Annotated in this window: 18 protein-coding genes; 8 read left to right on the top strand and 10 right to left on the bottom strand. The window is 45.8% G+C overall.

Going from position 1 to position 23,713, the window contains the following annotated elements:
* Window positions 1–131: 131 nt before the first annotated feature.
* Together K1Y79_RS25015 and K1Y79_RS25010 are read left to right on the top strand one after the other, a co-directional pair.
* Window positions 132–791, top strand: a complete 660-nt coding sequence (locus K1Y79_RS25015) for a response regulator transcription factor (protein WP_220252951.1) — start codon at window positions 132–134, stop codon at window positions 789–791.
* A gap of 69 nt (window positions 792–860) precedes the next feature.
* Window positions 861–1,703 carry a DUF2911 domain-containing protein gene (locus K1Y79_RS25010; RefSeq protein WP_220252950.1) on the top strand — a complete coding sequence of 281 codons (843 nt, stop codon included), beginning with the start codon at window positions 861–863 and terminating at the stop codon, window positions 1,701–1,703.
* Window positions 1,704–1,845: 142 nt separating this feature from the next.
* Here K1Y79_RS25010 and K1Y79_RS25005 read toward each other — a convergent pair whose 3' ends face one another.
* From K1Y79_RS25005 to K1Y79_RS24990, 4 genes are all read right to left on the bottom strand, one after another.
* The gene (locus K1Y79_RS25005) at window positions 1,846–3,570 is read right to left on the bottom strand and encodes a sodium:solute symporter (protein WP_220252949.1); all 1,725 of its coding nucleotides are present in this window, start codon (window positions 3,568–3,570) and stop codon (window positions 1,846–1,848) included.
* 296 nt (window positions 3,571–3,866) lie between these two features.
* Window positions 3,867–6,317 carry a PIG-L family deacetylase gene (locus K1Y79_RS25000; protein WP_236059835.1) on the bottom strand — a complete coding sequence of 817 codons (2,451 nt, stop codon included), beginning with the start codon at window positions 6,315–6,317 and terminating at the stop codon, window positions 3,867–3,869.
* A 107-nt stretch (window positions 6,318–6,424) separates the two neighbouring features.
* The gene (locus tag K1Y79_RS24995) at window positions 6,425–6,754 is read right to left on the bottom strand and encodes a DMT family protein (RefSeq protein WP_220252947.1); all 330 of its coding nucleotides are present in this window, start codon (window positions 6,752–6,754) and stop codon (window positions 6,425–6,427) included.
* A 267-nt stretch (window positions 6,755–7,021) separates the two neighbouring features.
* A complete protein-coding gene (locus K1Y79_RS24990; protein ID WP_220252946.1) occupies window positions 7,022–7,336 on the bottom strand; it encodes a carboxypeptidase-like regulatory domain-containing protein in 315 nt (104 codons plus the stop codon).
* 383 nt (window positions 7,337–7,719) lie between these two features.
* Between K1Y79_RS24990 and K1Y79_RS24985 the strand changes: the two genes are divergently transcribed.
* The 3 genes from K1Y79_RS24985 to K1Y79_RS24975 all read left to right on the top strand — a co-directional run bounded on the left by K1Y79_RS24985 (window position 7,720) and on the right by K1Y79_RS24975 (window position 12,878).
* Entirely contained in the window at window positions 7,720–8,262 is a 543-nt protein-coding gene (locus K1Y79_RS24985) for an RNA polymerase sigma-70 factor (RefSeq protein WP_220252945.1), read from the top strand.
* A 144-nt stretch (window positions 8,263–8,406) separates the two neighbouring features.
* Window positions 8,407–9,414 (top strand): FecR family protein, encoded by a 1,008-nt coding sequence (locus K1Y79_RS24980; RefSeq protein ID WP_220252944.1) that lies wholly within the window; start codon window positions 8,407–8,409, stop codon window positions 9,412–9,414.
* 14 nt (window positions 9,415–9,428) lie between these two features.
* Window positions 9,429–12,878: a SusC/RagA family TonB-linked outer membrane protein gene (locus K1Y79_RS24975; RefSeq protein ID WP_220252943.1), complete on the top strand. Its 3,450-nt coding sequence runs from the start codon at window positions 9,429–9,431 to the stop codon at window positions 12,876–12,878.
* 94 nt (window positions 12,879–12,972) lie between these two features.
* Here K1Y79_RS24975 and K1Y79_RS24970 read toward each other — a convergent pair whose 3' ends face one another.
* Both K1Y79_RS24970 and pyrR read right to left on the bottom strand, forming a co-directional pair.
* Complete coding sequence (locus K1Y79_RS24970; protein ID WP_220252942.1) at window positions 12,973–13,914, bottom strand: aspartate carbamoyltransferase catalytic subunit; 942 nt, start codon at window positions 13,912–13,914, stop codon at window positions 12,973–12,975.
* Window positions 13,915–13,999: 85 nt separating this feature from the next.
* Window positions 14,000–14,521 (bottom strand): bifunctional pyr operon transcriptional regulator/uracil phosphoribosyltransferase PyrR, encoded by a 522-nt coding sequence (pyrR, locus tag K1Y79_RS24965; RefSeq protein WP_220252941.1) that lies wholly within the window; start codon window positions 14,519–14,521, stop codon window positions 14,000–14,002.
* Between the two features lie 135 nt (window positions 14,522–14,656).
* On the opposite strand from pyrR, the gene K1Y79_RS24960 reads away from it, so the two are divergent.
* Window positions 14,657–15,136 (top strand): peroxiredoxin, encoded by a 480-nt coding sequence (locus K1Y79_RS24960; protein WP_220252940.1) that lies wholly within the window; start codon window positions 14,657–14,659, stop codon window positions 15,134–15,136.
* 99 nt (window positions 15,137–15,235) lie between these two features.
* Here the strand turns inward: K1Y79_RS24960 and K1Y79_RS24955 are convergent, their stop codons facing one another.
* From K1Y79_RS24955 to prfB, 4 genes are all read right to left on the bottom strand, one after another.
* Window positions 15,236–16,168 carry a hypothetical protein gene (locus tag K1Y79_RS24955; protein ID WP_220252939.1) on the bottom strand — a complete coding sequence of 311 codons (933 nt, stop codon included), beginning with the start codon at window positions 16,166–16,168 and terminating at the stop codon, window positions 15,236–15,238.
* 3 nt (window positions 16,169–16,171) lie between these two features.
* Window positions 16,172–17,572 (bottom strand): MBOAT family O-acyltransferase, encoded by a 1,401-nt coding sequence (locus K1Y79_RS24950; RefSeq protein WP_236059834.1) that lies wholly within the window; start codon window positions 17,570–17,572, stop codon window positions 16,172–16,174.
* A 287-nt stretch (window positions 17,573–17,859) separates the two neighbouring features.
* Window positions 17,860–19,494 carry an L-glutamate gamma-semialdehyde dehydrogenase gene (pruA, locus tag K1Y79_RS24945; RefSeq protein ID WP_220252937.1) on the bottom strand — a complete coding sequence of 545 codons (1,635 nt, stop codon included), beginning with the start codon at window positions 19,492–19,494 and terminating at the stop codon, window positions 17,860–17,862.
* A 287-nt stretch (window positions 19,495–19,781) separates the two neighbouring features.
* A protein-coding gene (gene prfB / locus K1Y79_RS24940; protein ID WP_220252936.1) for a peptide chain release factor 2 occupies window positions 19,782–20,871 on the bottom strand; the annotation gives its coding sequence in 2 pieces (ribosomal slippage) (window positions 19,782–20,810 and window positions 20,812–20,871; 1,089 coding nt in all).
* Window positions 20,872–20,960: 89 nt separating this feature from the next.
* On the opposite strand from prfB, the gene K1Y79_RS24935 reads away from it, so the two are divergent.
* Both K1Y79_RS24935 and pgi read left to right on the top strand, forming a co-directional pair.
* Window positions 20,961–21,764 carry a hypothetical protein gene (locus tag K1Y79_RS24935; RefSeq protein ID WP_220252935.1) on the top strand — a complete coding sequence of 268 codons (804 nt, stop codon included), beginning with the start codon at window positions 20,961–20,963 and terminating at the stop codon, window positions 21,762–21,764.
* Between the two features lie 157 nt (window positions 21,765–21,921).
* Window positions 21,922–23,571 (top strand): glucose-6-phosphate isomerase, encoded by a 1,650-nt coding sequence (pgi, locus tag K1Y79_RS24930; protein ID WP_220252934.1) that lies wholly within the window; start codon window positions 21,922–21,924, stop codon window positions 23,569–23,571.
* Window positions 23,572–23,713: the final 142 nt, after the last annotated feature.

The raw sequence follows: 23,713 nt of genomic DNA, 5'->3' as shown, positions 1-23,713 counted from the left end.
ATTTTTTCTAGCTTTGTCCTGCTGAACAGCCGATAATCCTTGACCGGGGAACTTCGTACCCGTTATACTGTCACACAATTATGCTGTTCTGCAAGGGACAATTCTATCAAAATACTTAAACAGCCTCCCCTATGGTGAACAACATTAAGGTGGCCATTGCCGACGATCATAAGATCTTCCGCAGCGGTGTTATTAATACCCTCACCCCATATGAGAACATAAGTGTTGTATTTGAAGCTGAAGATGGGGCGCACCTCCTGCAGATAATGGAAGATCAGCAACCTGACGTTATCCTGATGGATCTGAAGATGCCTAATATGGACGGCATTGAGGCCACTAAAAAAGTGCGTGAGAAATACGCAAATGTGAAAGTCATTGTACTCACAATGTATGAAGACGACAACTTCATTGTACACCTCATCGAAAATGGTGCAAACGCATATCTGTTGAAGAATGCGGAACCCGGAGAGATCTATGAAGCTATCTGTACCACGTATGAAAAAGGTTTTTACTTCAATGAGAACGTAAACCTGGCCCTGCTCAAAAAAGTGATGCACAAGAACAAGCAGCACTTTAAGCCCACTTTCAGAAACGAAGTACAGCTTACTGACCGTGAGCTGGAAGTATTACGACTGATCTGTAATGAGTATACCACACAGGAAATTTCAAAGGAAATATTCCTCAGTCCACGTACAGTAGAAGGGCTTCGCCAGAAGCTGCTGGAGAAAACAGGTGCAAAGAATATCGTCGGTCTAGTCATGCATGCTTTCAGAAACGGACTAATAGAATGATAAGTGGGTTGATGGTATGGTAAAGAAAGTTCATCTTTGCAACTCATTAAACCACCAAACGAAACACATATGAAACCGTTATTCCGTTACCTGTCAGCAGGTTGTTCCCTGCTGCTTTGCGCACAGTTATCTTTCGCTCAGGGCGTTAAGATGCCGGCGCCAAGCCCTGGTCAGACAATACACCAGGATTTTGCACTGTCATTTGTTGAAGTGAACTATTCCCGTCCGGCAGCGAAAGGCAGAACGATCATGGGCGACCTGGTTCCTTACGATAAAGTATGGAGAACAGGCGCAAATGGCGCTACTGTTATCACCTTCGGTGAAGATATTAACTTTGGCGGTACAGCTGTAAAAGCAGGTAAATATGGTCTGCTGACCATCCCTGGTAAATCTGAGTGGACTGTGATCCTGACTAAAAGCCTGGATGTTACCAGCCCTGCAGCTTACAAGCCAGAGAACGACGTAGTACGCGTAAAAGTAAAACCAGTTGCACTGCCTTTTTCTATTGAGAACTTCATGATTGGCTTTGACGATGTGAAACCATCTTCTGCTAACCTGATGCTGATGTGGGAAAAAACAATGATCCCTGTTAAACTGACTGCAGAAGTAGACGACAAAATCATGGCGCAGCTGGAAACAGCTATGAAAGGCGATAAAAAACCTTACTTCCAGGCAGCTACTTACTACTACGAAACAAACCGTGACCTGAAACAGGCCCTGACATGGGTAGACGCAGCTATCCAGGAAAACGCTTCCGCTTTCTGGATCGTTACCCTGAAGGCTCGTATCCAGGCTAAATCCGGTGACAAAAAAGGTGCGAAAGCAACTGCAGAGAAAGCAATTGAGCTGGCTAAAACAGCAAAAAATGATGACTATGTAGTGATCAATCAGAAGATTATCGCTTCTTTATAAGTTATTCTTTTCACAGGATAAAAAAGGGTGTATCAACTGTTGATACACCCTTTTTTTATTTCAGTAGCCTGCCAGAGACAGGCAATTATTTATATTACATCAGCAGCCGGCATGCCACTATACCTGCACTTCTATTGAGCCACTATTTATTATTGCCAGTAATTCCGCTGGTTGCTGTGGACTGTCGCTTCCCGATGAAAAGCTGCAGCACAGCAGCTATGATAATAACCAGGAAACAGCCTATAGCATTCAGCCACAGGAAGGATACAATGTCCAGCAGATATATAACAATCACGCCCACCTCTGATATGATAGCCGCCCAGAAGGTAGCAGCCCCTCCTATCCACTTGCAGTAGAAGGCCACCAGGAAAATACCCAGGATGACACCATAAAAAAGAGAACCGAGAATATTCACCGCCTCTATCAGGCTGCCAAGCTGACTGGCAAACTGTGCGACAACAATGCAGAACAGCCCCCAGAAAACCGTCCACCACCGGGATACTGACAGGTAATGTTCATCTGTCCCGTCTTTTCTGATCATACGCTGGTAGATATCAATTACTGTGGTAGATGCCAGTGAATTGAGCGCCGCAGCAATACTACCCCAGGCCGCCAGGAATATAATAGCAATCAGTAATCCTACCAGTCCTTTGGGCAGATTATTCACTACAAAATGCAGGAAGATATAATTGGTGTCGTTCGTATCAGCTGCAGGATCAGCTTCTTTGATCAGTGCAATGGCATCTTCACGGGCAGCAGCAGACCGGGCTTCTGTATCTTTGAGCAAAGCCTTCTTCTCCGCGATAGCAGTTTCATTACCACTGCTGATTGCAGCCGCCATATCTTTCACCTGCTGCTGTTTCAGGGTAGCCAGCTGATTATATTTATCTTCTGCCTGTCTGAAGGCAGCTCCCTGTTCTGACTTATATACTTTGTTAATCTGCGCCTCATTGAAGAAAACCGGTGCGCGGAAATAGAGATAGAATACAAATACAAGCGCGCCAATCAGCAGTATCAGAAATTGCATAGGCACTTTTACAAGGCCGTTCATCAGCAACCCCAGACGGCTTTCTGTAACAGAACGCGCCGTCAGGTAACGGCCTACCTGCGACTGGTCAGTACCAAAGTATGATAGGGCCAGGAAGAAGCCGCCAATCAATCCGCTCCAGATATTGTAGCGGTCTTTCCAGTCAAAATCTGTTACAATCACATTCAGCTTGTCCATTTTACCGGATACCTGTAAGGCTTCTTTGAAACCTACACCTTCCGGCAGCAGGTGAACTACCATCCATCCCGCCAGAAACATGGCAGCAAAGATGATCACCAGCTGAAACGTCTGCGTATAACTTACCGCTCTTGTCCCCCCTGATACGGTATAGATAATGAGCAATCCACCCATGATCACATTCGTCAGGTAGATATTCCATCCCAGTAATGAAGACAAGATAATTGAAGGTGCATAAATACTGATACCAGTAGAGAGTGCGCGTTGCAGCAGGAACAAGCCCGATGTCAGGGTACGCGTTTTCAGATCGAAGCGTTGCTCCAGGTATTCATAGGCAGTATATACTTTCAGTTTGTGAAAGATGGGCACAAAGGTGATACAAAGGACCACCATGGCTAATGGCAGACCAAAGTAGTACTGTACAAACCTCATCCCGTCAGTATACGCCTGCCCAGGTGCAGAAAGGAACGTCACCGCACTGGCCTGCGTACCGATGATAGACAATAAGACTATATACCAGGGCATAGACTGGTTATCCAGGAAATACCCCTGCATATCGCGTTGTCCGCGACTCTTCCATACGCCATACAAAATGATACTCACCAGTGTGACTCCCAGTACGATCCAATCAGCTACGCTCATGAAAATACTTTAGTGAAAAAATAAAAGCCTCCTATCAGGCATGCCAGCCAGATTATGACAACGGCATACCAGTGCCTCCATCTTGGAAAAAGAGGAGGATGTTCGTTATTATCAGTCATAGCGTTAATTTCTTTTCCGTATCATATTTCCGCTCAACAGGCCAAGCGCTAATCCTATCAACAGGCCGATATGCACTTTTTTGATCCCGAAACCTATTACAAGTCCTATGATGATGCACATAACACCTACAATGGTCAGTCTGGATCCGCTTTGCCGTTCTTTGCTCATGGAATGAATTATTTCTTCTTAGAAATAAGATTAACAAATAAGCGGTATGCACCTGGCACACCGGCAGGCAGTTCGCGGAAGAAGGCCAGCGATGTATATACAAATCTTCCTTTACCGTAATTGGCTACCAGCGTAGAACCCTGCAGGTCTTCTTCACCTTTATCATGCATGGCGAATACTTTTTGGTAGGAAGGATCGGCCATCTGCGTGAAATAAAGTCCTCTTTCCTGTATCCAGCCGTCAAAGTCATTCGTCGTGATCTTATTCGGATAATGCATGATATCGTTCTGTGGTTGCAGGACCGTTACCGCAGCTGTTTCATCCGTTACGCGGTCGCGGGTGATAGTGAAAGGATACGGACCAATATTGGCTGTCATCAGCGGACTGCTCACATTGTACTGTACCAGGTAGGTACCCCCGTTCTTCACATACTCCATCAGGCGTGGCTGCCAGTATTTGATGCGGGAATTGATATTATATACCCTTACACCAGCGATGATCGCATCATATTGCTGCAGATCCCCGTTCATGATTTCTTTTTCGTCCAGGATAGTCACTTCGTAACCCACCTGTCTCAGAGAAGCCGCTACCATATCACCTGCACCCGGGATATAACCCAGTTTACGGCCATTGCGTTGCAGATCTACAGTAACAAGTCTGGCGGTAGCTTTGGGAAAGATGGTGATATCCGGAATATGATCATAGGCGATGGTACGTATGCTGCGGGTATAAACTTTCCCTTCACTACGGATTTCTACACGCAGCGTATCCGTACGATTAATGCCGGCTACTTTCTGTGGAGCAATATGGAAAGTCACCACAGTTTCGTCTCCTTTGGAAGAAAGCTCATATGGCTGTTCTGCTTCCTGGCTGGTGAAACCGGCAGGCAGCTGTAAGCGGATCGTACCTTTGTTGGGCTGTCCTGTGGCGCGCAGCTTCACCTGTACAGGTTGGGCCTGTGTCTGGGTGAAGATGAATACGTTGTTATTCAGGTTAGCAACTACCGGCGGCGCTACTACGAGTGGTTCATACAGTTCGCCTTTAACCGGGTCGGTAAATTTATATTGTACCGGTCTGGTTACAGTCAGTGGCTCACCATTAATACGTAACCGGATCACTGCTTCCAGCGAAGGCTTGTTCTCCGGATAACCTACATGCATCGGATCTTTAATAGTATAGATACCAATAGGGTGAGGTGCCTGCAACCAGTAAGGCTGAGAGGCTTCGAGGCCGGCAGGCAATGTCATCATTTCATTAATAGTGCGCAGGCGGTTATATTCCAGTGGCAATTTGCTAAATATAGTATCCTTTCCACCGAAAGTGATCTGTTCTACAGATACATTCGCCTGACTATTGCACAGCAGCTGAACGCTACCCTGCATAGGCTGACCCGGTACCACGACCTGGGTATTGCTATAGGCTTCCATCCAGAGACCTGCGCAAGCAAACAGTAATTCTTCAGTTTCTTTCAGTTTCTGGTTACGCCAGTAGCCTTCAGGTAATGCCTGGATAGCTTTGCGAATATCCAGCAGGGCAGGTACTGACGCCCCTGGATCTTCTATTTTATAGGCAGCCTGCGCTTTGCTGATCATTTCTCCGACAGCCTTCCCACCAGGGATGCGGCTCCAGGTAGTATTTACCCCTTCCAGCAGGCTGTAAGAGGGCTTACCACCTTTGATAGGCGAGAAATATTCGTAGGAGCTACCTCTGGTAGCAGGTACGCCAAAGCCCTGGCTCTTGTGCTGGGAGCGGCTTTCAGCAGCAATTTCCCCATAGCCCCTGCCCAGCAGGTAGTTAAAGGTACCGACGTTCATTTCGTATAACTGACCGGCGGAGTTATCTACAGCGCCTCCCCAGTTAAAGGTGTTCCACATAATGCGGTGTGCCTTCCAGGGTTGCAATTGCTTGAGTTGTTCAGGATAACGTTTAGGATCAGCAGCGGCTTCAAATGCTTCTTCTGCCAGCATCGCTGAGGCAGTATGATGACCATGACCTGCACGGCTATCCGGAGGGAAGCGGCAGACAATAACATCGGGCTGGAATTTACGGATCATCCATACCACATCGCCGAGTATCTTGTCTTTATCCCAGATGGTGAATGTTTCAGCAGGGTTTTTAGAAAAGCCGAAATCAAGGGCACGGGTGAAGAACTGCTCTGCACCGTCTATTCTGCGGGCAGCCAGGAGTTCCTGGGTACGGATCAATCCGAGCAGTTCGCCCTGTTCATCTCCTACCAGGTTCTGACCACCGTCGCCTCTTGTGAGGGAGAGGTATCCGGTACGGTATAGCTTCTCTTTCGCCAGGTATCCCAGTAACCGGGTATTCTCATCGTCAGGATGAGCGGCGATATATAAAACACTTCCGAGCGTATCGAGTTTTTTGAATTGCAGCTTTATATCTGCCGCATTTACCAGCGGAGAGCGTTGTGCCCAGGCGGTAGCCGCGAACAGGCCTGACATCAGTATTAAACAAAATCCTTTAACCATTGCTTTTGCTTATTAAACAGTGGCCAAAAATAGTGATTAAATATAGCTGTAAAAGAAAATGTGATAAAAGGTGAAAGGTATTATTTCTTAAACATGAAGTAAACGGCTCCGAGAATGAACAGGAAAGAGACGAGATAGTTCCATCTAAGCGGTTCTTTAAGGATAAAGACGGCGAAGAGGCTGAAGACGGTGAGGGTGATAACCTCCTGGATTGTTTTCAGCTGAAAGCCTGAGAAACCTTCCTGAGCGCCGAAGCGATTGGCTGGAACCATGAAGCAGTATTCAAAGAAGGCGATTCCCCAGCTGATAAGGACAACTTTCCATATAGGAACGTTTTCGTATTTGAGGTGGCCGTACCAGGCGAAGGTCATGAAGGTGTTGGAAATAAGGAGGAGAATAACTGTACGCATGAGAATAAGTGGGTAAGGAAAGATATAAAGATAGACGATAGATCAAAAATAATTCCATTTCCAGAGGGCAAGCGTGGTGAAATTACCAGTCATCTATCGTCTTTCCTGCTGAGGAATACTGAGGTGAGGGAGAATGTTAGCTGAATGAGCTATGATGCATGATGATATAAAAAAAATAAACCGGCCCAGAAGAGCCGGCCGGTTGTTACAGGTCTCAACTTTCCTATCATGCTTAGGAGTTGTAAGTTTTAACGCCAAAGCGGTTTTTTAGTCCAGCTTTATTTCCCCCAGGTCTGTTACTTTGCCTTCTTCGACTTTCACGTCGTTGAGGGTGGCGTCTTTATAAGGATCTTTAGCGTCGATAATCACGGTATAGGTACCTGCTTTAGCAGGCTGTACTGAAAAAGCGCCGTCGGTAACGGAGGCCTTCAATGTATCCGGACCTGAAATTGCCCAGACTTCGGTAGCCCCGTCTACCGGCGTAACTTTGCCACTAATGGTTCCCCCGTCAAAGGAATTGAAGGCCAATGCTCCAATTACCATGGCGACAAGTGCCGATAGGCCAAACTTTGTCGTTTTCATACAAATTGGTTTTAGGTTTTTTACAATATCAAAATGGTTATAAAAAACTCTTTTAAACCGCACTTGTTTAGCAGGCGCCTGCAAAGTGCCGCTTTGTTCACTGTCTACATATACAATACATCCAGTTCAGACTTTACCATTAGTCCTTTTGAAAAAAAACTTCGCTTTTTTTTAGCATTTCGGCTTTTTCCGTCAAAAGCCGCTACTGTAGCGGATCTTATTTTTAAACTTTCTGAAATCTCTGGTTCTGAGCGCCGTTGGTCCGTCAATTAGCTGATAAATTGATATAATAAAGTAATTTTGCCTTGTTCTGTTTTTGATAGCCGACTTTAGTCCGTTGCAAATAGCAAATACAATATAGATTAGAAAAGATAAGTTACAGGATGCTGCCGCTCAACAATACAGATATAGTTAATGGGGTCCGGAACAGGGATAAACAGGTATTTGAAATTATATTCAATCAGTTTTCACCCTCGATGTTCAGTATTGCCTTGCGCTACCTGCGTGATCAGGACGAGGCACAGGATATTGTGCAGGATGTGTTCCTGAACTTATGGCGTACGGCAGACAATCTGGACGAGCGCGCTCCTATTCAGCATTATCTGGCGAGAGCCACGGTTAACACTTGCCTCAACCGGATCAAAAAGACCCAGAGACAGCAGCAATATGCTAAAGAACAGCAATTTACAACTACGGAATCTAAGGTTGAGCACCTGCTTCTGGAGCATAAGGAACTGGAAGCCCAATATTTATCCATACTTGAAAAACTACCGGATCAATGCCGCCGGGTATTTGAAATGAGCCGGTTTAAAGGATTGTCACCCACAGAAATATCCCAGCAACTGAATATTTCCATCAATACCGTCTATACGCATCTTACTACTGCACTGAAGAAAATCAGGCTTGGTCTGTTAAACCAGCAATAAACGGAAACATTACCTTTATATGATCTGTTACCTGCTATATATAATATATGTAGCATAAGCTCAACAAGGGACAAACACCCTAAAAAGGTTTTTTTTAAAAAAGACTAATGGTAAGGGTATTTTTGATTGTATTAATACTAAGAGATGAAACAGCAACCTGATATCGATGTCGTTATCCGCTACCTGGAGGAACCAGGGAATGAGGAGCACAAACGTTCACTGGATGAATGGTTGCAGCTCGACGCTGCCAATCTTGATATCTTCCTCGAAACGAAGGCATTATGGCAGGGAGAGGTTTTACCTGCGGCTGCATCTTATGACATTGCTCATCAGTGGCAATTGCTGGACGCTCAGCTGACAGCTACCAGCCTTCCTCCGGTTACAGCTACTGTTACTCAGGTGCCAGCTTCCCAGCCGGTGGCTAAAGGTAAAGTAAAGTCCATGACCGTCAGAGTATGGTGGGCGGCAGCAGCAGCGGCCATCCTTGTAGCAGCCGCTGTTATCATTTACAGGCAGCCTGCTTACATCGCACAACAGACCGCTCAGAATACCGATAGTCTTTTACTGCCTGATGGCACTCGTTTATTCCTGAATGCGCATACCAGCGTAAAATATCCTCGGAACTTCCAGAAAAACAGCCGTGAGATATTTGTGCAGCAAGGTGAAGTATTCGTGGATGTTAAACATATGCCGGAGAAGCCATTCTCTGTTCATCTTAAAAACGTTGATATTGAAGTACTTGGTACCTCCTTTGACGTTAAAGAGACCAAACAGGGTGTGAAAGTCTTCGTACAAAGCGGAAAAGTGAAAGCGGTATACCGGAATGGGAAAAAATCTGTAATCCTGACACCTGGCGAAGAAGCAGAAATGCTGCTGGCAGGCACAACGATCAGTACCCGTCATCACCGCAACAATAACCCTATTGCCTGGAAGACCGGTCAGCTAACCTTCGTGGATGCACCACTTTCAGAAGTAGCGGAAGTACTCGCAGATTACTATAAAGTAAATATTGTTCTCAAAGGAGATGGTCTGACAGACAAAAAGCTGTTGGCCACTTTCCATAAAGAATCTCTGTCAGAGGTACTGGATATACTGTCCAAAACATTACAGGTACAGGCCGTACAAAAAGATAGCCTCGTAGAAATTTATTAGTCGTCCGGAGGATAATGCAGTTTATCATACAAGCATTCCGTAAGGCGACTTACTATAAGCGCTGGTGCATACTATTGTTTTTAGTATGCGGAGGGCTGTCATTTTCCTATTTATCCTATGCCAACCCCTACCCCACAAACTTTAACTCAGCAAACTTCCAGGACGGTGACTCTATAAAAGTCACCCTTAAAGTTTCAAGGACTAGTCTCCGGCAGGTCATTCGCCTCATAGAGAAACAAACCGGACTTACCTTCGCCATCTCCTCTACTGTTCTTGATAATGCCCGCTCTATCACGCTTCAGGCAAATAAACAACCACTCACCACTGTATTACGCCGCATCTTCACCAATACCGGCTACGCGTTTGAAATCCGGAATAAGCAGATTATCATTTATCCCGAAGCTGAAACATCCTCCACTCCCGGCATAACCCGCCGCCCAGTAAGCCAGGAAGCGGAGAAATATGTTGTAACCGGCTTGATTACAGACGGAGAACGTCCACTGGCCGGCGTGTCTATACGGGAAAAAGATACACATAGCGGCGCAAGTACTAATGAAAATGGACGCTTCCGTATACCGGTAGTCAACGGACAAGCAGTACTTCAATTCTCCCTGATTGGCTATGAGGCACGAGAAATATCTCTGCGCGACCGCAAAACATTAGAAATCGTTCTTCAGAACGACCCTAAGACATTAAACGACCTGGTAATCATTGGTTACGGTCTGCATACGAAAGCTAACATCACCGGTGCAATCACAAAAGTAGAAGGCCGTCGCCTGAAAAGCCGGCCGGTCACTAACGTCATGGCCGCCCTGCAAGGTACAGCCCCAGGATTGCTGGTTACCCGCAACAATGGCCAGCCAGGGAAAGAAGGCTTTAACCTCCAGATCAGGGGACTGTCTTCCGGCAATTATAGTGAACCACTTGTACTGGTAGATGGCGCTCCTGGTTCTATCTCTCTCTTGAATCCTAATGATATTGAGTCTATTTCCGTACTGAAAGATGCAGCGGCTGCATCTATTTATGGTCCGCTGGCAGCTGGTGGCGTAGTGCTGGTTACCACAAAAAGAGGCAAAAGCGGCAAAGTAGCGGTTGAATACAGTAGTCTGTTTGGTATTGAAACACCTATTTCTATGCCCAGGCGGATGCGCTCCTGGCAGGCAGCATCGCTACAGAATGAAGCTACAGGGAATGCAGGCCTACAACCAGTATGGACGTCCCGCGACATTGAGCTGCTGAAAGATCCGGCAATTAATTACCTCCCGCGCCTGGACGGTACACAAAACTTCAATTATTACGACGACATTGACCCATTGGATGATGTCACCCGTGGTAACAGTACAACATCCACCTATAACCTGACTGCCAGAGGTGGTAACTCTGATCACCAATACCTCTTCTCCTTCGGACAGTTTTCCCGCCAGGGATTGTTTAATACTGGCTGGGATAAAACCTCCCGTACCAACCTCCAGGCTAATTTTAACAACCGGTTCAGCGATATACTTAGCCTGGAAACCAGTCTGCAATATGCAAAAAGCAACACACTATCTCCTGGATGGCGTGTCGATGGTAACTATGGCATACTTAACTTCCTTTATCAGCAGCCAGGCAGCGTACCGCTGTATGTGCCAGGCTCAAATAAATATACCGCAGGATATAACGGACATGCATTACTGAAAGATGGAGGTAAACGGGACGAGCGTACGTCGTATGCAGATGCGGTATTTACACTAAAAGCAGAAAACTTATACAAAGGCCTGACGCTGAAAGCAGTGTATAGTCCGCAGCTGACCACTACACATGATGGTCTGGGGAAACGCACTGTGAACTTCTATAACGGAGATGGATATGTCAATGGCGTCAATGATCCAAATACACTCAAACGAGGCTATCTGCTGGAAGTGCAGCATAGTCTGCAATTATTGGCAGACTACGACCTTTCCGCGGGCAAAGCAAACACTGTACATATCCTTGGAGGATATGCCTATGAAAGTCACTATCAGCATCAGCGGGTTAGAATAGCAGATCGGGTCAGTGAGAATGAAATGTCTCAGATGTCCTTTAATGATCCGCTACTGGCTACTTCCAGGCACTTCAAGGGATCAGGCTCACTGGCGTCAGTATTTACTCGTATCAATTATAATTACAAGGACAGGTATTTACTGGAAGCCAACCTGGTAGCGTCACAGTTAAGCTATAATAGCACACAACAGAAGAAGATGCAGCGGGAACACCTCTACCCTTCCTTCTCTGCCGGCTGGAGACTGAACAATGAGAAATGGTTTGCATCTGCATTCAGGTTCGTTGACGAGTTCAAATTACGTGCATCCTGGGGGATGTTAGGCAACTTTAACTGGCGCAGCGGGCTCAATGACTTCAATTATCGTGATCAGTTACTACATCCTGCAGGTTATCCGCTGATCTATTATGAAGATAACGACCGGTACATCCCTGGTAACAATAACTGGGAAACCGTATCTACCACCAACGCCGGTCTGGACCTCACCCTGTTTAAAGGCAGACTAAATATCAATGCAGACTATTTTGTGAAGCATAACAGCCGGATGCAGATTGCGGAGCAGACATTTCCGCAGGTTAACTGGCTGGCCCCCAGGTTCTACAATGCAGTACTACGCTCCTGGGGATGGGAACTAAATGTGGGCTGGCGTGATAACCGCGGACCGTTCAGCTATTGGGTAAATGCAAATATCTTTGATGATCAGAATAAGATTTTAAGCACCAGTGGACCATCGGCCTGGCTTAATGGCAACAACCGCGGACTGAGCGGATTGCCCTACAACGCCATTATTGGTTATCAGGCGCAAGGCTATTTCCAGCGTCCGGCAGATATTGAAGGTCACGCCTATCAGGGTATTGTGGCTGCTCCCGGAGACATCAGGTACGTTGATGTAAACAATGACGGCAAGATAGACGGGGGCAGTCATACACAGGGAGACCACGGAGATCTGGTATATCTGGGTAGCTCACAGCCACGTTATTCCTTTGGATTTGACGCCGGCTCTTCCTGTAAAGGATTTGACTTCTCTATCTTCTTCCAGGGTATCGGTGCAAGAAAAGTACTGGTACCTGGTAAATATGCGATGCCGTTTGTAGATGGCTGGCAACAACCTTGGTTGATACATACCGACCATTGGTCCCCAACAAACCAAAATGCTGAATTTCCCAGATTATATTCCGGGAACAGTCCGAATCTGCAACCGTCTTCCTTCTGGGTAATGAATGCATCATATATCCGCCTGAAAAACCTTCAGGTAGGCTATACTTTCCACTTTGATAGAAGCCATCCGCTGGTAAACAGTCTGCGTGTATATTTCTCCGGACAGGATCTCTGGGAGGCCAACCGTATGCGCATTAGGTACTACGATCCTGAGCAGGCTACCAATATTGGTTATCAGTACCCATTCTTTCGCTCATTCACTATCGGACTGAACGCCAGCTTCTGATATACTGCCGCAGGACTAACCAGTCACTTTCTGACATAAAAAAAGGGTGAAAAAGCATACCGCCTTCCACCCTATTATTTTCTAGTTGTGTTTGTTACTCTACTACTTTGCCAGCTTTCTTGCCTGAAAGCAGGTATAGCACTGCCATACGCACTGCTACCCCATTCTCTACCTGGTTCAGGATGATAGAATGACCGGAGTCAGCTACATCAGAATCCAGTTCCACGCCACGGTTAATCGGACCAGGGTGCATCACAATGATTTCTTTCTGAAGGCTGTCCAGCAGTTTTCTGTTCACCCCGTAAGCCAGGGAATACTCCCGGAGGGAGGAGAACAGCGGCGTATTCTGTCTTTCAAGCTGAATACGCAGAACATTTGCTACATCACACCATGCCAGTGTCTCACGGATATCATAGCTAACGTTCACACCGAGTGCCGCTTCCATATGCTTAGGTATCAGTGTAGGCGGACCAACAACTGTTACTTCAGCCCCCAGCTGCCTGAGGCAGTAGATATTGGAAAGTGCAACCCTTGAGTGCATGATATCGCCACAGATCGCAATCTTCTTTCCTGCCACACTGCCGAGTCTTTCTCTGATAGAGAATGCATCAAGCAATGCCTGGGTAGGATGTTCGTTAATACCGTCACCCGCATTTACGATGGGTACGTCAATATGCCTGGAGAGGAAGTGAGGTGCCCCGGTAGCGGAGTGTCTCATCACCACCATATCCACTTTCATGGACAGGATATTGTTCACCGTATCGATAAGCGTTTCGCCTTTGGAAACAGAGGAACCTGATGCGGAGAAATTCACCACATCGGCCCCTAGCCTCTTTTCAGCCAGCTCAAATGAAATACGTGTACGGGTTGAATTTTCGAAGAATAAATTAACGATAGTGGTATCCCTGAGCGAAGGAACTTTCTTGATTGGTCTTTGTAAAACCTCTTTGAACTGATCAGCTGTTTGGAAAATAAGTTCAATGTCCTGGCGCTGCAGGCCGCGAATTCCGAGAAGATGATTTACTGATAATGACATTTAAGATGCAAATATAAATGACCTGACTACAAATCCCAAAATCAAAATCAGGATGCGGACAATCGGGCGCATCCATCTGTTCCGGTTATTCAAGGATAACTTCATCTTTCCCATCACGTTCGGCCCAGCGAACCTTCACCTTTTCAGAGATGATAGCGTCTACGGTACGACCGGTATAATCCGCCTGAATAGGCAGCTGACGGGTAAAACGGCGATCTATCAGTACCAACAGCTGCACATCAGAAGGACGCCCGAAATCGAGCATTGCATCGAGTGCAGAACGGGTAGTACGACCGGTATATAATACGTCATCTACCAGGATCACCTTTTTGTTATCCAGGGAGAAATCAATAGTTGTCTCGTTAGGTACATGCAGGGAAGTATTGAAATCATCTCGGTAAAAGGTGATATCCAGCTTCCCGTAATTAATATGTACTCCGGGCAGTAATTTTTTCAGAGTGTGGTAGATCCTGTCTGACAGATAAATACCTCTCGGCTGCAAGCCTATCAGCACACTCTGCGAGAAATCCAGCTGATTTTCAATCAACTGGTGACAAAGCCTGTCTACGGTTATGGCCACCTGCGTACCATTCAATATGGTCTTCAAAGTTTGCGGATTTAAAGCGTCAAAAATAATGATTAATAGCGGGTAAGAAAAGTTTCGGCCGTATTTTCTATTTCGTGCGTACATTTAACATTACAAATACAGATGGAAACAAGATCTATACTTATAATCCTATTTATGATTTTATTTGGTAAAGCCCAGGCACAACTGAAAGCTGGCGACAAGGCGCCGGTATTTACATTACAGGACCAGGACGGTCAGACATTTGACATCAGCACTGTCATCGGCAAACATCCGATTGTCATCTTTTTCTATCCTAAAGATGAAACCAGTGTTTGCACCAAAGAAGCCTGTTCTTTTAGAGATGCTTATGAAGATTTCACCAAATTAGGGGCTAAAGTGATTGGTATCAGCGGCGACAATGTAGCATCACACAGAAGTTTTGCAGATCACCACCGCCTGCCCTACACATTGCTTGCAGATGAAGGAAATAAAGTACGCAAGCTATTTGGCGTACCCAAGAAAGTATTTATTCCTGGCAGAGTGACCTACGTAGTGGATAAACAGGGTGTGATAACGTATGTGTTTAATAACATGACGGACGGGCCAAAGCATGTGACAGAGGCGCTGAAAGCGGTAGAGGGCATGACGAAGTAGCACTACTTATACAAGGACTACAATTGTAGTTTAACTGAAGTGCTGATAGCAAGAGGCTCTTATACGGCCTCCTTCCTGTCAGCACTTTATATTTTAAGTTCACAGATGCTCATTAATAAATGACTGTCTATCCTTCTCAGAAACAGACAATAAGCCATTTTTAAGCATTTTATTCATCCATATGGAGAACCTGCGCGCCCCATAATAGTTCAGATGCTCAAGGTCTGCATATTCTGTATCAGCAATCGGGAAAGCAGCAAAATCAAGAAAGGGAATGTCATTGAAGTATTCACGTCTTACCTGTTCAAAGACCCGCTCGCTTCTACGTCCCGGGAACTTGGGATGTGTCGGTGTTCTTACCAGGTATACCTGCTTCCCATTCTGCAAACAAACATCAATACACGCTTTCAGATAGCGCAGGTTCTCCCTGGAAAGGGAGGTATCTGAACCAGTAACAGGTAATTGTTGCTGGATGGCCAGCAGGGAGTCCAATTTATTGACATTGTTGTAGTAGTACCCGCCAATAACACTTGTATAGGCGTAGTTATTTGTGAGAATATTAAAAACCTGCCGCTTCAATGCAAAAGAAGACGAGGTAATATATCCGCTCATATTATGAGCAAACAGGAGACGACGATCTTCTGAAGCTATAAATGGCGCATAGATGGGGTATTGCCTTTCCATGTAATTATCGCCCCATATCCATTTATTCATGGGTGCAGCCACCTGGTTATTACTAAACTCAATAAATACCGCCTTGATGTGCGGATTCTGCGCCAGTACATTTTTGACTTTAGGAAGCGTATAAAAATAAGACTCACCGGAAGATGAAAGATTCTTTGCGCCTGCGATCAGGGTGTCATTATACGCACATTCCGGATGAGAGTGCCCTAGTATGATAAGTGTATCTGTATGCAGTATCTCAAAACGCGCCTTTCTGCTCAGGATGCGGTTACCGGTAATAATCAGTACCGTAACGAGCAAACTGAAGACAAAAGAAACCATCACCAACCTCCTCAAGAAGTGCCACATATACTAAAATTGAAAGTAAATAAATTGATTTTGCCTTCCTTGGAGCGAGAAAATCATAAAACCAATCAGCAGATAAAAGGCTACCCTGACCACCGCCGGACGGGACTGGCCGAACTTTGCAATTGCGTACGGCTCTTCTCTTCCCAACCATTCAATCCAGAGGAAAAAGAATACCAATATCAAATTTACATATGCATAGTTAATAGTTGGAAACGAGGGCCATTGAAATAAAGAGGGTGAGAATACTGCACGCAGTATCTTCCAGGCATGTGTAAGACTTTCCGCTCTGAAAAAAATCCAGGCAATGGTTGTCAGGGTGAAGGTGAAGGTAATACCCCGAAACTCTGTGAATGAAGGGAAACGCCTACCCTTAGCTACGATATCCAGGTGTTGCCTGTTCTTCCCAAGTAGCAGCAAGGGCAGAAAATAGCAGGCATTTAATACTCCCCAGACAATAAACGTCCAGTTAGCACCATGCCATAGGCCGCTTACGAGAAATATAATAAAAGTGTTCAAGACAGTACGCCATAGGCCCCTACGGTTACCACCCAAAGGAAAATACAGGTAATCACGGAACCAGGTAGTCAAAGAGATATGCCAGCGACGCCAAAATTCGGCGATGTCTCTTGAAAAGTAGGGATATGCAAAGTTCCTTAGTAGATTAATCCCCAGTAGTCTTGCCGTACCGATAGCAATATCAGAGTAACCTGAAAAATCACCATAGATCTGTATAGAAAAGAAGAAAGCGCCGAGCAGGTATGAGCTGCCTGAATACTCGGCCGCCGGGTCAAACAGTATGTTAGCGAACCTGGCACAGTTGTCGGCAATGACAATTTTCTTAAACAGTCCCCACAGTATCTGACGCATCCCATCTACAGCGGTATCATAGTCAAATGTTCTTGTTGCTTTAAGCTGTGGCAACAGATGGGTGGCCCGTTCAATCGGCCCAGCTATCAACAATGGGAAGAAGCTGACGAAAAACGCATAATCAATATAATTCCTTTCTGATCTGATACGATCCAGATAGATATCAATGACATAAGATAACCCATGGAAGGTATAGAAGGAAATGCCTATTGGCAAGATCAGATCCAGCGTAGACAGATTTGTTTCTACCCCTATACCAGATAATGAATCTCTCAATGAAAGAACGAAGAAATCATAGTACTTAAACACGCCCAGCAAAACCATGTTAAGGCATATACTCAGCCAAAACCAACGTCGCTTTGCTGAAGGTGTTTTGGCCCCTTCTATCTGTATTCCTATGCCAAAGTTGAGTATGGTGGAGAAGATAAGTAGAAATAAAAAGCGCCAGTCCCAGCAAGCATAGAAGAAGTAGCTTGCTACCAGCAGCAATAGGTTTTGCAAGCGTACACGCTGCCGGCATGCCAACCAATAGAGCAAAAATATTGTGGGTAGAAAGATAGCGTAATTGATCGAATTAAATAACATACGGTTTGTTGGACACAATTCAGCTCGCAAGGCTGAACAACAATGTCACTGTTCAATAGTCACATATAAACGAATGCGACCTTATTTTCAGGGCGCCAAGATATAAAAAATCTTCGTTGTTCAGTACTCAAATTCTGTAAAACCTGTCTGCAGGCGGTTGTACCATATAAACAAAAAGGCGTCCCATGGATGATGAGACGCCTTCTATTAATTATCTATTAATAATCTGATTCCGGAGACTACTTATCTTCTTTCAGGAACGGATATCTGTAATCTGTTGGTGGTACCAACGTTTCCTTTATTGTTCTTGCGCTCAGCCAACGGTAGAGGTTTAATGCAGACCCGGCCTTGTCATTGGTACCGGATGCTCTTGCACCACCAAAAGGCTGCTGGCCTACTACTGCGCCGGTTGGCTTATCATTGATGTAGAAGTTACCAGCTGCGTTTACCAGTCTAGCAGTTGCACGATCTATAGCGTAGCGATCCTGTGAAATGATGGAACCGGTCAGTGCATAGGCAGAAGTAGTATCAAGGATATCCATGATCTCTTCAAACTTATCGGCTTCATATACGTAGATGGTCAGCACGGGGCCGAAGATCTCTTCGCACATGGTCACATATTTCGGATCTGTTACTTCAATAACAGTCGGTTCGATGAAGTAACCTTCTGCCTTATTGTAGTTACCACCGGCAATGATCTTTGCAGCAGGATCTTTCTTCGCGTTATCGATGTAATTAGCGATCTTATCGAAAGAGCGCTCGTCGATCACAGCGTTGATAAAGTTACTGAAGTCTTCGGTAGTACCCATTTTCATGGTTTTCAGTTCAGCAACCAGTCTGGTTTTTACTGCTTCTGCGATATTGGAAGGCAGGTAAGCGCGGGAAGCGGCAGAGCATTTCTGTCCCTGGTACTCGAAAGCGCCACGGGCCAGTGCAATTGCCACTACATCTGCATCAGCCGATTTATGAGCAAGTACAAAGTCTTTACCACCTGTTTCACCTACGATACGTGGGTAAGTTTTGTACTTATGGATATTGGTACCTATCGTCTTCCACATCTGCTGGAATACGCTGGTTGAACCGGTAAAGTGGATACCTGCAAAGTCAGGATGACTGAAGCAGACATCACCCAGCACCGGACCGTCTGTATAAACCAGGTTGATAACGCCATCAGGCAGACCTGCTTCTTTCAGGATCTGCATAATTACGTGAGCAGCCAATACCTGCGTGTATGCAGGTTTCCATACCACTACGTTACCGCACAAAGCAGCAGAGGTAGGCAGGTTACCGGCAATAGCGGTAAAGTTAAACGGTGTGATGGCTACTACAAACCCTTCCAGCGGACGGTATTCCAGGCGGTTGTGGATACCCTGCGGACTGTAAGGCTGTTGTTTGTATATATCGGCGAGGTAATGAACGTTGAAGCGGAGGAAGTCAATGAACTCGCAGGCACTGTCAATTTCAGCCTGATAAGCATTTTTACTCTGCCCCAGCATAGTTGCAGCATTGATATGGTAGCGGTATTTGGTGGCTACCAGTTCTGCAGCTTTCAGGAATACGGCAGCACGTTGCTCCCATGGAGTATCGGCCCATTTGGAACGGGCAGCCAGCGCAGCGGCGATAGCGTCTTTAACATGGCTGGCATCTCCTTCGTGGAAATGACCCAGTTTATGCTTTATTTCGTGAGGAGGACGAATATCGATAGTCTTACCTGTACGCACTTCTTTATCACCGATGTACATCGGGATATCAAATTCCTGACTTTTAAAAGCAGCCAGTTGTTTTTTCAGTGCTTCCCTTTCGGGGGAACCTGGTGCATAGCTGTACACTGGCTCGTTGGCAGGTGCAGCAAATTGAAAATAAGCATTATGCATTCTCAGATGTTTTTGTTTTCGATCTTGTTGTTTCTACTCCGTATACTATGTAAGTATAACTGGTATTGTTGTAACGTCATAACGCACCGGCGGCTGTATGTCTTTTCTCTGGCAAATGCTGGCACCGGTCGTGCTTTTAATGTCAGCCGGAAGTCTGATAATGGCCATTACTGTTGCAGGCAACAGGTAGTGTACCTGTACCTTCCGGCGTGTAGTATAATATGCAAAAGTGCTGATAAGTTGAGTGTTATCAACTTATCAGCACATGGCATATGGGCAAAGTTACGTTATTCTTCTCCTTTGGACATCATCAGGTAAGCCTTAATGAAGCCCTCCAGTTCGCCGTCCATAACAGGCTGAACGTTCCCTACTTCGTAATCTGTACGGTGATCTTTGATCATCTTGTACGGATGGAATACATAGGAACGGATCTGTGAACCCCATTCGATTTTACGCTTATTGGCGTTGGCGGCATTTTTAAGTTCCTCCCGTTTGCGCAGTTCCTCTTCATACAAACGGGATTTCAGCATTGTGAGGGCCTTTTCACGGTTCTCACCCTGCGTACGTGCCTGCTGGCATTCGATGATGATGCCTGAAGGGATATGCTTTAAACGTACTGCGGTTTCCACCTTGTTAACGTTCTGACCACCTTTACCACCGGAACGATAAAACTCCCATTCCAGGTCGGCAGGGTTGACAGCGATTTCAATAGTGTCATCCACGAGCGGATATACAAATATGGAAGCGAAGGAGGTATGTCTGCGGGCGTTGGCATCAAACGGAGATATACGCACCAACCGGTGCACACCGCTTTCTGCTTTGAGCAATCCGTAGGCAAAGCTACCGTCAAATTCCAGGGAAGCCGACTTAATACCAGCGCCATCCCCGTATTGTACATCAATTTCAGATACTTTCCAACCCTGTTTCTCACCGTACATACGGTACATGCGCAACAGCATCTCTGCCCAATCCTGGCTCTCGGTACCACCGGCGCCTGAATTGATGGTGAGCACTGCCGGCATCTCATCTTCCGGTTCGTTCAGTGTTGATTTAAACTCTAATTCGTCGAGAGCTACAGTTGCTGCTTGGTAGGCCTGTGCTACTTCTTCCTCGGAGGCTTCGCCTTCCTTCTGGAAATCAAGCAGTACAGCGCTGTCCTCAATAGCAGTCTGCACATTGTCATACAAGTCTACCCAGAACTTGTTGACTTTTATCTCTTTCAGTATGGACGTAGCCCTGGCGTTGTCGTCCCAGAAGCCGGGGGCTAGCGTTAACTGTTTGTCATTTTCTATTTTGGCTATGCGGTCCTGGACGTCAAAGAAAACCTCCCAGGACATGGAGACGGTCCCTCATAGCTTTGAGTTGTTCTGCTGTCATAATGGGCGCAAATGTAAGGAAAAAGGGGAACAATATTTGCGGGACTTTTAGCATATTAATTCCCAGTCAATTAAAAACTATTTCTATCTATGACAACCACCCATAAGACCCTCTATTATAAGAACCGTGCAATTTTTAATACAATAGGGTACATAGTGGTGATCGTTGTGAATATGCTAGCCAACCTTAATGTAATTAACAACAGAAACACAGGGGATATTTCTGACAAATATGATAATCTCTTTGTACCTGCGGGTGTAACTTTCTCTATCTGGGGAGTGATATACCTGACATTACTCGGCTTTATCATCTATCAGCTATGGCTGGCTTTTTCCAAGGGACATACTGAGGCCCTGGGGCCCTTTATGGAACGACTCCGGGGATGGTGGCTGATCAGTTGTATGGCTAACTCCTGCTGGCTCTTTGCCTGGCATTATGAACTACTGGCCGTATCTGTATTACTTATGCTGACGTTACTGGTTTGCCTGCTGGCTATCCATCTGAACTTCAACATTGCTCTTCCCCGCGCGGGAACCAGGATAGAGAAGCTGTTCATACATGTGCCTTTCAGTCTTTATCTGGGCTGGATCTGTGTGGCTACTGTGGCTAACATTGCTGCCTTCCTCGTTTACCTGGGATGGAACGGGATGAGTGTTCCGGGGACTATTTTTCTCATTTTGTTATGTACTATCGGATCAACGTTGCTGATTATACGCAGACATAACATCATTGTAGGCCTGGTGGCTATTTGGGCGCTTTATGGTATCATTATGAAACGGCAATCTATCGGTGGTGCAGCCGAAATGCCCATTATCTATGCATGCCTGGGTGCCATGTTAATTATCACTATCAGCGGCATCTGGCGAAAGATTGCCGACAGAAGATTGTCATAACGGATGTCAGAATCCGCCTTTCCATTGTATATTTTACCGGTCATGTGCTATTCCCCGCCCGAAGCGGCTACCTTTAATATTGGTCCTCATTTCCGGGCTTTTGGTCCATAGACTATCTAACTATTTTATTACTTTTGATACCATAAAATGCGTTTTTATGTTCCCAACGACTAATCCTACTGCTACAAAAGCCTGGCAACAGCTGCAGCAGCACGCTACCAAGATGAAGGAAACGCACCTGCGCTCATTATTTGCGGAGGATGCAGACAGATTCAATAAGTTTACTCTTTCTTTTGAAGATATACTGTTCGACTATTCCAAGAACATCATCACAGAAGAAACGCTTCAATATTTACTGCAACTGGCGAAAGAGACAGGTGTTGAAGAAGGTATCAAAGCCATGTTCAGTGCTGAAAAGATCAATGCTACTGAAAACAGGGCGGTACTGCACACAGCACTCCGTAACTTCTCTGGCCAGCCGGTAATGCTCGACGGCAAAGACGTAATGCCTGAAGTACAGGCAGTACTTAATAAAATGGAAAGCTTTACCAACCGCATTCACAGCGGAGAATGGAAAGGTTATACCGGCAAGCCTATACGTTACATCGTTAACATTGGTATCGGTGGTTCAGATCTGGGCCCGGTAATGGTAACAGAAGCCCTGAAACCTTACTGGAAAGAGGGTATTCAGCCGTATTTCGTATCTAATGTAGACGGTACACATATCGCAGAAACACTGAAGAAAGTAACGCCGGAAGAAACCCTTTTCCTGATTGCTTCCAAAACATTTACCACCCAGGAAACGATGACCAACGCGCTTACTGCCCGCCAATGGTTCCTGGATGCAGCAAAGGATGAAGCTTTTGTAGCTAAACACTTCGCTGCCCTCTCTACCAACGAGAAAGCGGTAAAAGCATTTGGTATCGATCCTGCAAACATGTTTGAGTTTTGGGATTGGGTCGGAGGCCGTTATTCCTTATGGTCCGCCATTGGTCTGAGCATCGCACTGACTGTAGGCTATAGTAACTTTAAAGCCTTACTGGAAGGTGCTCATGCGGTTGACGATCATTTCCGTACTACTCCGCTGGAAAAGAACATCCCGGCTATCATGGCCCTGATCGGACTGTGGTACGGCAACTTCTTTGACACTGCAACCGAGGCTATTCTTGCCTACGACCAGTACATGCACCGCTTTGCTGCCTACTTCCAGCAAGGTAATATGGAGAGCAATGGTAAATATGTAGACCGCACCGGTAAGCCTGTTTCTTACGAAACCGGCCCTATCGTATGGGGTGAACCAGGCACCAATGGACAGCACGCATTTTATCAGCTGATCCATCAGGGTACCCGTATTATACCTGCCGATTTCATTGCACCGGCTATCAGCCACAATCCTATTGGCGACCATCATGTGAAGCTCCTGTCCAACTTCTTTGCGCAGACAGAGGCTTTGATGAATGGTAAAACGGAAGCGGAAGTACGTGCAGAACTGGAGAAGTCTGGTCTAAAAGAAGATGAAATAACACAACTGCTGCCTTATAAAGTATTTACCGGAAACAGACCTACCAACTCTTTCCTGGTAAAACAAATCACTCCAAGAACACTGGGATCACTGGTGGCACTGTATGAGCACAAAATCTTTGTACAGGGCGTTATCTGGAATATTTACAGCTTCGACCAATGGGGTGTTGAACTGGGTAAACAGCTGGCTAACAAGATCCTTCCTGAGCTGGAAAGCGCTGATAAAGTGACCAGCCACGATGCATCTACCAATGGCCTGATCAATGCCTGGAAGCAGATGAAATAACCTAGTTGATTGTATAATTGAATAACACAGGGGACTCCGCAAGGAGTCCTTTGTTGTTTGATACCAGGTCTGGTGTACAGGGTGGCTGGTTCTAGCTGTTTACTTGTATGATTATTGGCATATTATTGCTTTATGCCTGTAG

Source organism: Chitinophaga rhizophila, assembly GCF_019492185.1.
GTDB lineage: Bacteria > Bacteroidota > Bacteroidia > Chitinophagales > Chitinophagaceae > Chitinophaga > Chitinophaga rhizophila.
This window is presented reverse-complemented; position numbering and strand designations above follow the sequence as displayed.

Excerpts from the sequence above, each read along its gene's own strand:
- K1Y79_RS25015 (WP_220252951.1), top strand. The coding sequence starts at position 132 with ATGGTGAACAACATTAAGGTGGCCATTGCCGACGATCATAAGATCTTC.
- K1Y79_RS25010 (WP_220252950.1), top strand. The coding sequence starts at position 861 with ATGAAACCGTTATTCCGTTACCTGTCAGCAGGTTGTTCCCTGCTGCTT.
- K1Y79_RS25005 (WP_220252949.1), bottom strand. The coding sequence starts at position 3,570 with ATGAGCGTAGCTGATTGGATCGTACTGGGAGTCACACTGGTGAGTATC.
- K1Y79_RS25000 (WP_236059835.1), bottom strand. The coding sequence starts at position 6,317 with ATGTCAGGCCTGTTCGCGGCTACCGCCTGGGCACAACGCTCTCCGCTG.
- K1Y79_RS24995 (WP_220252947.1), bottom strand. The coding sequence starts at position 6,754 with ATGCGTACAGTTATTCTCCTCCTTATTTCCAACACCTTCATGACCTTC.
- K1Y79_RS24990 (WP_220252946.1), bottom strand. The coding sequence starts at position 7,336 with ATGAAAACGACAAAGTTTGGCCTATCGGCACTTGTCGCCATGGTAATT.
- K1Y79_RS24985 (WP_220252945.1), top strand. The coding sequence starts at position 7,720 with ATGCTGCCGCTCAACAATACAGATATAGTTAATGGGGTCCGGAACAGG.
- K1Y79_RS24980 (WP_220252944.1), top strand. The coding sequence starts at position 8,407 with ATGAAACAGCAACCTGATATCGATGTCGTTATCCGCTACCTGGAGGAA.
- K1Y79_RS24975 (WP_220252943.1), top strand. The coding sequence starts at position 9,429 with ATGCAGTTTATCATACAAGCATTCCGTAAGGCGACTTACTATAAGCGC.
- K1Y79_RS24970 (WP_220252942.1), bottom strand. The coding sequence starts at position 13,914 with ATGTCATTATCAGTAAATCATCTTCTCGGAATTCGCGGCCTGCAGCGC.
- K1Y79_RS24960 (WP_220252940.1), top strand. The coding sequence starts at position 14,657 with ATGATTTTATTTGGTAAAGCCCAGGCACAACTGAAAGCTGGCGACAAG.
- K1Y79_RS24955 (WP_220252939.1), bottom strand. The coding sequence starts at position 16,168 with ATGTGGCACTTCTTGAGGAGGTTGGTGATGGTTTCTTTTGTCTTCAGT.
- pruA (WP_220252937.1), bottom strand. The coding sequence starts at position 19,494 with ATGCATAATGCTTATTTTCAATTTGCTGCACCTGCCAACGAGCCAGTG.
- K1Y79_RS24935 (WP_220252935.1), top strand. The coding sequence starts at position 20,961 with ATGACAACCACCCATAAGACCCTCTATTATAAGAACCGTGCAATTTTT.
- pgi (WP_220252934.1), top strand. The coding sequence starts at position 21,922 with ATGTTCCCAACGACTAATCCTACTGCTACAAAAGCCTGGCAACAGCTG.